Origin of the sequence: Stenotrophomonas sp. S41, from assembly GCF_016624625.1 — a bacterium.
GTDB lineage: Bacteria > Pseudomonadota > Gammaproteobacteria > Xanthomonadales > Xanthomonadaceae > Stenotrophomonas.
The window spans coordinates 1-9,300 of record NZ_JACVTV010000141.1 but is presented as its reverse complement, the minus strand read 5'-3'; the positions used below and the strand labels follow the sequence as shown (position 1 = coordinate 9,300).

General features: G+C 69.0%; 8 protein-coding genes and 1 riboswitch. Of the genes, 4 read left to right on the top strand and 4 right to left on the bottom strand.

Going from position 1 to position 9,300, the window contains the following annotated elements; all coding sequences use genetic code 11:
* Positions 1–58: 58 nt before the first annotated feature.
* Positions 59–286, bottom strand: a complete 228-nt coding sequence (locus IAE56_RS19400) for a glutaredoxin family protein (protein WP_200753660.1) — start codon at positions 284–286, stop codon at positions 59–61.
* 100 nt (positions 287–386) lie between these two features.
* Here IAE56_RS19400 and IAE56_RS19395 point away from each other — a divergent pair, with 100 nt between their 5' ends.
* A complete protein-coding gene (locus IAE56_RS19395; protein WP_010482751.1) occupies positions 387–1,769 on the top strand; it encodes an L-serine ammonia-lyase in 1,383 nt (460 codons plus the stop codon).
* Between the two features lie 152 nt (positions 1,770–1,921).
* Positions 1,922–2,923, top strand: coding sequence for an alpha/beta hydrolase (locus tag IAE56_RS19390; protein ID WP_200753659.1), 1,002 nt, complete (start codon positions 1,922–1,924; stop codon positions 2,921–2,923).
* A gap of 79 nt (positions 2,924–3,002) precedes the next feature.
* Here the strand turns inward: IAE56_RS19390 and IAE56_RS19385 are convergent, their stop codons facing one another.
* From IAE56_RS19385 to IAE56_RS19375, 3 genes are read right to left on the bottom strand one after another with little or no spacing between them, the layout of a single operon-like run.
* Positions 3,003–4,070: a homoserine dehydrogenase gene (locus IAE56_RS19385; RefSeq protein ID WP_200753658.1), complete on the bottom strand. Its 1,068-nt coding sequence runs from the start codon at positions 4,068–4,070 to the stop codon at positions 3,003–3,005.
* Entirely contained in the window at positions 4,067–5,302 is a 1,236-nt protein-coding gene (locus IAE56_RS19380) for an O-succinylhomoserine (thiol)-lyase (RefSeq protein WP_200753657.1), read from the bottom strand. The genes IAE56_RS19385 and IAE56_RS19380 overlap by 4 nt, the downstream gene beginning before the upstream one ends.
* Complete coding sequence (locus tag IAE56_RS19375) at positions 5,299–6,330, bottom strand: homoserine O-succinyltransferase (RefSeq protein ID WP_200753656.1); 1,032 nt, start codon at positions 6,328–6,330, stop codon at positions 5,299–5,301. The genes IAE56_RS19380 and IAE56_RS19375 overlap by 4 nt, the downstream gene beginning before the upstream one ends.
* 77 nt (positions 6,331–6,407) lie before the next feature.
* Positions 6,408–6,526, bottom strand: a riboswitch (SAM riboswitch).
* A 148-nt stretch (positions 6,527–6,674) separates the two neighbouring features.
* Between IAE56_RS19375 and IAE56_RS19370 the strand changes: the two genes are divergently transcribed.
* Together IAE56_RS19370 and IAE56_RS19365 are read left to right on the top strand one after the other, a co-directional pair.
* Positions 6,675–7,562, top strand: coding sequence for a M23 family metallopeptidase (locus IAE56_RS19370; RefSeq protein WP_200753655.1), 888 nt, complete (start codon positions 6,675–6,677; stop codon positions 7,560–7,562).
* Between the two features lie 66 nt (positions 7,563–7,628).
* Positions 7,629–9,233: a peptide chain release factor 3 gene (locus IAE56_RS19365; RefSeq protein ID WP_200753654.1), complete on the top strand. Its 1,605-nt coding sequence runs from the start codon at positions 7,629–7,631 to the stop codon at positions 9,231–9,233.
* Positions 9,234–9,300 lie beyond the last annotated feature (67 nt).

Sequence of the window (9,300 nt, the reverse complement as noted above, 5' to 3'; positions counted from 1 at the left end):
GGGGGGTCTTTTTTTTGTTGTTGTGCGGGGGGGCGGGGGGGCCCCCCCCCGGGCGGATTCACCCCGCAGCCAGCCAGTCCTGCACACCGGCCGCATCGAACGGCCAGTCCAGCTCGCGGCCGCCGGCCTCGTCACGCAGCACCGGCACCCGCGCGCCATAGCGCGCTTCCAGCCCGGGCTGGTCGTCCAGAAACACTGATTCGAACTCCGGCGCCCGCGCCTTGGCCAGCTCGGCCAGGGCCATGTCGCACAGGTGGCAGTCGTCACGCTGGAACAGGGTCAACACCGGTTCGGGCCCCTTGCTGGAAATGCTGCGCCGCAGCCATGGGTTGCGGCAATGAACCGCTAGAATAGCGGTCTCTTCCGGTACCCGCAGTACGGCAACCATGGCTGTCAGCACGTTCGACGTTTTCAAGATCGGCATTGGTCCGAGTTCCTCGCACACCGTCGGGCCGATGAAGGCCGCCGAGCGCTTCATCCACCGCTGGCTGCTCGACCCGGGCCGGTTGCACGAAGTGGCGCGCATCCGCGCCGACGTCTACGGTTCGCTGGCACTGACCGGCCGCGGCCACGGTACCGACAAGGCGATCCTGCTCGGCCTGGAAGGCCAGCGCCCGAACCTGATCGACCCGGACATCATCCCGGCCACCCTGGAGCGCATCCGCAGCAGCAAGCGCATCCAGCTGATGGGCCAGCACGAGATCGCCTTCGACGAGAAGCGCGACCTCGGCATGAACAAGCGCCAGAAGCTGCCGTACCACACCAATGGCATGCGCTTCACCGCCTACAACGCCGAGGACGAAGTGATCGCCACCCGCGATTACTACTCGGTGGGCGGCGGCTTCGTGGTCAACCAGGACGACGCGGCCGATGACCGCATCGTGCCCGATGAGACCCCGCTGCCCTACCCGTTCAAGAGCGGCGACGAGCTGCTGGCGCAGACCGCGCGCAGCGGCCTGAGCATCGCCCAGCTGATGTTCGAGAACGAGAAGTGCTGGCGCAGCGAGGACGAGATCCGTGCCCAGCTGCGCGAGATCTGGAGCGCGATGCAGTCGTGCGTGGCGCGTGGCATCCGCGAGGAAGGCGTGCTGCCGGGCGGCCTGAAGGTCGGCCGCCGCGCACCGGCGCTGTACCGCGAGCTGTCCTCCAAGCCGGAAGCCGCCATGCGCGACCCGCTGACCACGCTGGACTGGGTCAACCTGTACGCACTTGCGGTGAACGAAGAGAACGCTGCCGGTGGCCGCGTGGTCACCGCGCCCACCAACGGTGCGGCAGGCGTGCTGCCGGCGGTGCTGCATTACTTCGACCGCTTCTGCCCGGGCGCGAACGAGCAGCGCGTGTTCGACTTCCTGCTGACCTCGGCGGCGATCGGCATCCTGTACAAGGAAAACGCCTCGATCTCCGGCGCCGAAGTGGGCTGCCAGGGCGAAGTGGGCGTGGCCTGCTCGATGGCTGCCGGTGGCCTGGTGGCAGCGCTGGGCGGCAACCCCAGCCAGATCGAGAATGCCGCGGAAATCGGCATGGAACACAACCTCGGCCTGACCTGCGACCCGATCGGTGGGCTGGTGCAGATTCCGTGCATCGAGCGCAACGCAATGGGTGCGGTGAAGGCGATCAACGCCTCGCGCATGGCCATGCGTGGCGACGGCAAGCACAAGGTGTCGCTGGACAAGGTCATCAAGACCATGCGCGATACCGGCCGCGATATGCAGGACAAGTACAAGGAAACCAGCCGTGGCGGCCTGGCGGTGAACGTCATCGAGTGCTGAGGGCTGCGCGGTGGGTAGAGTCGACCGTTGGTCGACTGCTCTTCCGACCGCGCTGCGCGCGGTAGTCGACCAACGGTCGACTCTACCCACGTCGGACGACACCGTCATGGTGTTCCGGTTAGGCTCGGGGCTCCCCCGCCCCGGACTGTCCCATGCGCGTGATCGCCGCCGCCCTGCTTGCCTGCCTGCCGTTGTCCGCCCTCGCCGCGCCGCCACCGACCTACGGCGCGCGCCTGGAAGGCTTCGATTACGGCTATCCGGTGAAGACCTTCGCCCTGCAGTCGCAGGGCCAGCCGCTGGAAATGACCTATCTGGACGTCACGCCGAAGAAGAAGGCGATCGGCGTGGTCGTGCTGCTGCACGGCAAGAACTTCTGCGCGGCCACCTGGCAGCAGACCATCGCGCCGCTGATGGCCGCCGGGTACCGGGTGATCGCACCGGACCAGGTAGGCTTCTGCAAGGCCAGCAAGCCCGAGCGCTACCAGTATTCGTTCGGCCAGCTGGCTGCCAACACCCATGCCCTTCTGCAGCAGCTGCAGCTCGGTGACCAGCCGGTGCACGTGGTCGGTCATTCGATGGGCGGCATGCTCGCCATCCGCTACGCGCTGATGTACCCGCAGGATCTGCGCAGCCTGTCGCTGGTCAATCCGATCGGCCTGGAAGACTGGAAGGCTTTGGGCGTGCCGTGGCGCAGCGTCGACGAGTGGTATGCCGGTGAACTGAAGACCAGCTATGACAGCATCCGCCGTTACCAGCTGGACGTGTACTACGACGGCCAGTGGAAGCCCGCTTACGAGCACTGGGCGCGCATGCAGTCGGGCATGTACGAAGGCGCCGGCAAGCAGGCGGTGGCCTGGAGCCAAGCGCTGACCTCGGACATGGTGTTCAACCAGCCGGTGGTCTACGAACTGAAGCACCTGCAGGTGCCGACTGCATTGTTCATCGGCCAGAAGGACCGCACCGCGATCGGCCGCGACCGCGCCTCACCGGAACTGAAGGCCACGCTGGGCAATTACCCAGCGCTGGGCAAGGCGGCCGCGGAGGCGATTCCGGACGCAACCCTGGTCGAGTTCGCCGAACTCGGGCACTCGCCGCAGGTGCAGGACCCGAAGCAGTTCAACGCGGCCCTGTTGAAGGTATTGAAGACGCGTTGAAACACCGATCCGCCGGGCACGGTCCGGCGGACATGGACGGTAGCGCCGGGCCATGCCCGGCGAGCGCAGCGGCAGGCCGTCAACCCGCAATCCGCAGCACGTCATCCAACAGCGCCGCGGCCGTAACTTCCGCGCCCGCACCCGGGCCCTGGATCAGCAGCGGCTGCTGGCGGTAGCGATCGCTGTGGATGGCCACGCGGTTATCCGTGCCCGCCCCCTGTGCCAGCGGATGATCGGCCGGCAGTTCACGCAGTCCGACCTGCGCACCCTCTGCATCGACACGGCCGACGAAGCGCAGCACCCGGCCCTGTGCATGCGCCTGCTGCCAGCGCGCCTGCAGCGGCGCGTCCAGTTGTTCCAGCGCGGCCAATGCCTCGGCCAGCGGCACGTCTGCCAGCGCCGCCGGCACCAGCGACTCCACCTGCACCTGCGCCGCATCCAGCGCCAGCCCGCTGCTGCGGGCCAGGATCAGCAGCTTGCGCCGCACGTCCTCGCCGGACAGGTCCACGCGCGGATCGGGTTCGGTGTAGCCGGCGTCCAGCGCTTCGCGCACCGCCAGCGAAAACGGTGAGCGTCCGTCGTAGCGATGGAACAGCCAGGCCAGCGATCCGGACAGCACGCCTTCGATCGCATGGATGTGGTCGCCGCCAGCCACCAGCGCGCGCAGGCTGCTCAGCAGCGGCAGGCCGGCCCCCACGGTGGCGCTGTCACCGTAGCGCGCACCGCTGTCTGCACAGCTTTCGGCGATGGCCTGCGCGCGTGCCAGCTGCGCACCGCGGCCCAGCTTGTTGGCGGTCACCACGTGCACGCCGCGGGCCAGCCACTGCACGTGGCGTGCGGCCACGTCCTCGCTGGCGGTGGCATCGACCACCACGTCGCCGCGCTCCAGCCCTTCGGTGCTGGCCCACGGCGGCGAGTTCTGCCCGTCACGCGGCGCGCGCCGGGCCAGTTCCAGCGGCAGCGCCAGGTCGCGGTCGATGGCCAGCGCCGTGCGCGAGTTGGCCAGCCACTGCACGCTGGGCAGGTCCAGCCCGCGCGCCTGCAGCGCCTGGTAGCGCTGCACGAAGGCCGTGCCCACCGTGCCGGTGCCGAGCAGGGCCAGGCGGCCACCGCCGAGCGCGGGAATCTCAGCAGCCAGCGCGCTCATGCATCCACCACCTGTTTGCGGCGCACCGCAGCGCCGATCACCGCTTCGGCGCGCTGCAGCGCGGCGTCGAGGTCGGCCAGCAGGTCACGCTCGGCTTCGATGCCCACCGACAGGCGCAGCAGGCCTTCGCTGATGCCGGCGGCGGCACGTGCTTCGGCGGTCATCGCCGCATGGGTCATGGTGGCCGGGTGCGCGACCAGGCTTTCGACGCCGCCCAGCGATTCGGCCAGGGTGAAGTAGCGCAGGCCATCGACGAAGGCGCGCACCGCCGCATGCGGATCCTCACCTTCGCAGGCCGCCAGTTCGAAGGACAGCATGGCGCCGAAGCCGCTCTGCTGGCGCGCGGCGATGGCGTGGCCGGGATGGTCGGCCAGGCCGGGGTAATAGACGCGTGCCACGGCCGGATGCGCATCCAGCAGGGCCACGATCGAGGCGGTGTTCTCCTGGTGCGCGCGCAGGCGTGCATCCAGGGTGCGCAGGCCGCGCAGGGTCAGGAAGGCATCGAACGGCGAACCAGTCAGGCCCAGCGCGTTGCCCCACCACACCAGCTGCTCGTGCACCGCCGGGTCGCGCGCGATCACTGCGCCGCCGACCACGTCACTGTGGCCGTTGATGTACTTGGTGGTCGAATGCAGCACCACGTCGGCACCGAACGACAGCGGCTGCTGCAGGGCCGGCGACAGGAAGGTGTTGTCCACCACCACCCGCGCACCGGCCTTGTGCGCGGCATCGATGACGAAGCGCAGGTCGGTGATGCGCAGCAGCGGGTTGGACGGCGTTTCCACCAGCACCAGCTTCGGCTGGCTGGCCAGCGCCTGGGCCAGCGCACGCGGGTCGGTGAGGTCGGCGGTGACCAGGGTGAAGTGGCCCTTCCTGGCCAGTGCATTGAACAGGCGCCAGCTGCCACCGTACGCATCGTGCGGCACCACCAGGGTATCGCCCGGCTCCAGCAGTGCGTTCAGCACCAGGTTGATCGCGCCCATGCCGGTGGCGGTGATGACGCCGCCAGCGCCGCCTTCCAGTTCGGCCAGTGCTTCGCCCAGCAGGTCGCGGGTCGGGTTGCCGCTGCGCGTGTAGTCGTACTGCCGCTTGTTGCCGAAGCCATCGAAGCTGAAATTGGACGACAGCACGATCGGCGGGGTGACCGCACCGTGGGCGGTGTCGCGGTCGATGCCGGCGCGGACAGCGGCAGTGGTGCGGCTACAGGACGGCTCGTTGGCGTACAGGCTCATGCGGACTCTCCAGAAGTGCGGAAGGCGGTAGCGAGGATCGCGTCGATGCGATCGGTTTCTTTGAGGAAGGCGTCGTGGCCGTAGGGCGAGCGCAGCACGCGCAGGCTGCCGCGCGGGCCCAGCCCTTCGACCAGGCCGACCAGGTCGGCCAGCGGCACCAGGCGGTCACCTTCCACGGCCACCACCACGGTGGGCGGCAGGATGGCGGCGGGGTCCACGCGGTGCAGGTCGATCGATTCGGACAGGCGCAGGTAGGCGGTCACCGGCGTACGCGCCACGTACTGCGCACCGGCGGCATCGAGGTAGTCTTCGGCGGCCACGCGCACGCGGCCGTTGACCACTTCCGGCGCCGCGTCGAAGCGCTCGCCGAATTCTTCCGGGGTGCGGTAGCTGAGCATGGCGAACTGCCGGGCCAGGGCAAGGCCGTGGTCTTCGCCGCACTGCAGCTGGCCCAGCGCAACGGCACGGCGCTGCAGCGCGCGCCAGGCGGCGGCATACGGGTGTGGGCGGTGCGCGCCGCTGGCCAGCACCAGCTGGCGCACGCGGCTGCGGTGGCGGATCGCGAACTGCTGGCCGACCAGCGCGCCATAGGAATAGCCGACGAAGGCCTTCAGCACGCGGATGCCGAGATGGTCCAGCAGCAGCGCCAGCGCATCGGCCTGGTCGGCGGTATCGATCGGCACGTCCAGCGCGCCATCGGCACCGATGAAATCGAAGGCCAGCACGCGCAGCTGCTGCGGATCCAGCGCGCGGCCGCTGCCGACCAGGCCTTCGGCCCAGCCCTTCTCGCTGAACTGTGCATTGGAGGCGACGTGGCGATGGGCGGAGATGCCACCGGCCAGCACCACCACCGGCGCGTTGGCCGGCCCCAGCCACTCGTAGCGCAGGCGCACCGGGCTGGCCCCGGCGTGGCGCATCGACAGCACGGCGGCGAACTCGCCGCGCTCGGCATGCACGCGGTCATCGACCGGCACGCTGACGGGGACAAAGGATTCGGGACGGGCGGCGGTGCTGGGGGCGAAGCTCATGGCGGGATCCGTGTGGGGAATCGGCCATCGAGCCTTCGCGGGGCTCGCGTTCGAGATGCACGTGCGGTGCATGGTTCGAACCATCTTTCGGTGGACGCCACGGTCCCCGCAGGATTTGGCACCTACGCGGACGCTTTCGCGTCTGCGGGCTGCCCCGGCTTCAAAGGGCCTGTCCCTCTGCCGGTCTCGATGGTGGAACCACGATGCCAGCCCTTTTCGCCACTGTCAATCCCTTCATGCGGATAAAGCGATGGAATAAATGAACCGCCATTCCGGGAACTGCGCCCGGTCCCCGTGTTCAGGATCCGCTACAGTCCCCAGCGCCCTTTCCGCTGGATCCATCGATGCCTCGCCTGCCCCTGTCCTGCCTGCTGCTGCCGCTGCTGCTGGCCAGCGCAACCGTCCACGCCAGCGACTGGCGCCAGGGCTGGGGACTGGTGCCGAAGCCCGGCACCGCTGCGGCCGGCGACGACGCCCCGCAGGCCGCGCCGACCATCCAGCTGCGCCTGCAGGCGATGGGCGGGCAATGGCAGGCACGCATCGACAATCCCTTGGCCGGCCCGGTGCAGATCGAACTGCGGCCGGCACCCGGTGGCGCCATCGAGGGCCTGCCGGTGCGCTCACTGGTGCAGGGCGGCGGCAGCCTGGTGATCGGCCACCTGCCCGCCCCCGTCGAGGGACGCAGCCTGGACGTGCGCCTGCAGTCGGTGCCCGGCAATCCTGCCGCGCAGGCCGAGGACGTGGCCTACCGGCTGCCGTTCGACGCACCGCAGCTGCGCGTGGACCAGGCCCCGAATGGCCGCTTCAGCCATCAGGACGAAGAGAACCGCGACGCGGTGGATTTTGCCCTGCCCGAGGCCACCCTGGTGATGGCCGCGCGCGAGGGCACGGTGATGCAGGTGCAGGATGGCTTCAAGGCCAATGGCCAGGACCGCGAACGCGATGCCGGCCGCGCCAACTTCATCCGCATCCTGCACAGCGACGGCAGCATGGCGCTGTATGGCCACCTGCAGGCCGGCGGCATGCGCGTGCGCCCGGGCCAGGCAGTGCAGGCCGGGCAGCCGATCGGCCTGTCCGGCAACAGCGGCTACAGCACCGCCCCGCACCTGCACTTCGTGGTCCAGGTCAACCGTGGCATGGGCCTGCGCTCGGTGCCGGTGCGCATTTTCACCGCGCAGGGCCAGCTGCAGTTCGCCCGCCAGGGCGACGCCGACGGTGGCACCGGGCGCTGATCGGCCCCGGCCGGTATAATCGGGCGCTTATCTCTTTGAAAAGCGCCCCGGGCGGGCGCCACTGCCATGTCCGAAGTCGCCAACGAAGCGTCGCGTCGCCGCACCTTCGCCATCATTTCCCACCCTGACGCCGGCAAGACCACGCTGACCGAAAAGCTGCTGCTGTTCGGCGGTGCGATCCAGATGGCCGGTTCGGTGAAGGGCCGCAAGGCCGCCCGCCACGCGACGTCCGACTGGATGGCGCTGGAAAAGGAGCGCGGCATCTCCGTCACCTCCTCGGTGATGCAGTTCCCCTACGAAGGCAAGATCGTCAACCTGCTCGACACCCCCGGCCACGCCGACTTCGGCGAGGACACCTACCGCGTGCTGACCGCGGTGGACTCGGCGCTGATGGTGATCGACGTGGCCAAGGGCGTGGAAGAGCGCACCATCAAGCTGATGGAAGTCTGCCGCCTGCGCGACACCCCGATCATGACCTTCATCAACAAGCTCGACCGCGAGGGCAAGGACCCGATCGAGCTGCTGGATGAAGTGGAAACCGTGCTGGGCATCCAGTGCGCCCCGGTCACCTGGCCGATCGGCATGGGCCAGCGCCTGAAGGGCGTGGTCCACCTGCTCACCGGCGAAGTGCACCTGTACGAACCGGGCCGCAACTTCACCCGCCAGGATTCGACCATCTTCCCGTCCATCGATGCGGCCGGCCTGGCCGAGAAGATCGGTGCACAGATGCTGGCCGAACTGCGCGACGAACTGGAACTGGTGCAGGGCGCCAGCCATCCGTTCGACCTGGAGGCCTACCGCGCCGGCAAGCAGACCCCGGTGTTCTTCGGCTCGGGCGTGAACAACTTCGGCGTGCAGCCGCTGCTGGACTTCTTCGTCGAGCACGCCCCGCCGCCGCAGGCGCGCACCACCACCGGCCGCATCATCGCGCCGGAAGAGAACAAGCTCAGCGGCTTCGTGTTCAAGATCCAGGCCAACATGGATCCGCAGCACCGTGACCGCGTGGCGTTCATGCGCATCTGCTCGGGCCGTTTCAGCGCCGGCATGAAGACCTTCCACGTGCGTACCGGCAAGGACATGAAGCTGGCGAACGCGCTGACCTTCATGGCCAGCGACCGCGAGATCGCGGCCGAAGCGTGGCCGGGCGATGTGATCGGCATCCACAACCATGGCACCATCTCCATCGGCGATACCTTCACCGAAGGCGAAGCGGTCACCTTCACCGGTATTCCCAACTTCGCCCCGGAACTGTTCCGCCGCGCGCGCCTTCGTGATCCGCTCAAGCTCAAGCAGCTGCAGAAGGGCCTGGCCCAGCTGTCCGAGGAAGGTGCGACCCAGTTCTTCCGCCCGCTCACCAGCAACGACCTGATCCTGGGTGCGGTGGGTGTGCTGCAGTTCGACGTGGCCGCCTACCGCCTGAAGGACGAGTACGGCGTGGAAGCGACCTTCGAGCAGGTCAGCGTCTCCACCGCACGCTGGGTCCACTGCAGCAACGAGAAGAAGCTGGAAGAGTTCCGCGAGAAGAACGCGCTGAACCTGGCCCTGGACGCCGCCGGCCACCTGGTCTACCTGGCCCCTACCCGGGTCAACCTGCAGCTGGCCCAGGAGCGCTCGCCGGACGTGCGCTTCTCGGCCACCCGCGAAGCGGCGCACACCGTCCCGGCGGGTTGAGACTGCGGGGGGGGGGGCCCGGGGGGGGGGGGGGGGGGGGGGGGGGGGGGGGGGGGGGGGGGGGGGG

Excerpts from the sequence above, each read along its gene's own strand:
- IAE56_RS19395 (WP_010482751.1), top strand. The coding sequence starts at position 387 with ATGGCTGTCAGCACGTTCGACGTTTTCAAGATCGGCATTGGTCCGAGT.
- IAE56_RS19390 (WP_200753659.1), top strand. The coding sequence starts at position 1,922 with ATGCGCGTGATCGCCGCCGCCCTGCTTGCCTGCCTGCCGTTGTCCGCC.
- IAE56_RS19385 (WP_200753658.1), bottom strand. The coding sequence starts at position 4,070 with ATGAGCGCGCTGGCTGCTGAGATTCCCGCGCTCGGCGGTGGCCGCCTG.
- IAE56_RS19380 (WP_200753657.1), bottom strand. The coding sequence starts at position 5,302 with ATGAGCCTGTACGCCAACGAGCCGTCCTGTAGCCGCACCACTGCCGCT.
- IAE56_RS19375 (WP_200753656.1), bottom strand. The coding sequence starts at position 6,330 with ATGAGCTTCGCCCCCAGCACCGCCGCCCGTCCCGAATCCTTTGTCCCC.
- IAE56_RS19370 (WP_200753655.1), top strand. The coding sequence starts at position 6,675 with ATGCCTCGCCTGCCCCTGTCCTGCCTGCTGCTGCCGCTGCTGCTGGCC.
- IAE56_RS19365 (WP_200753654.1), top strand. The coding sequence starts at position 7,629 with ATGTCCGAAGTCGCCAACGAAGCGTCGCGTCGCCGCACCTTCGCCATC.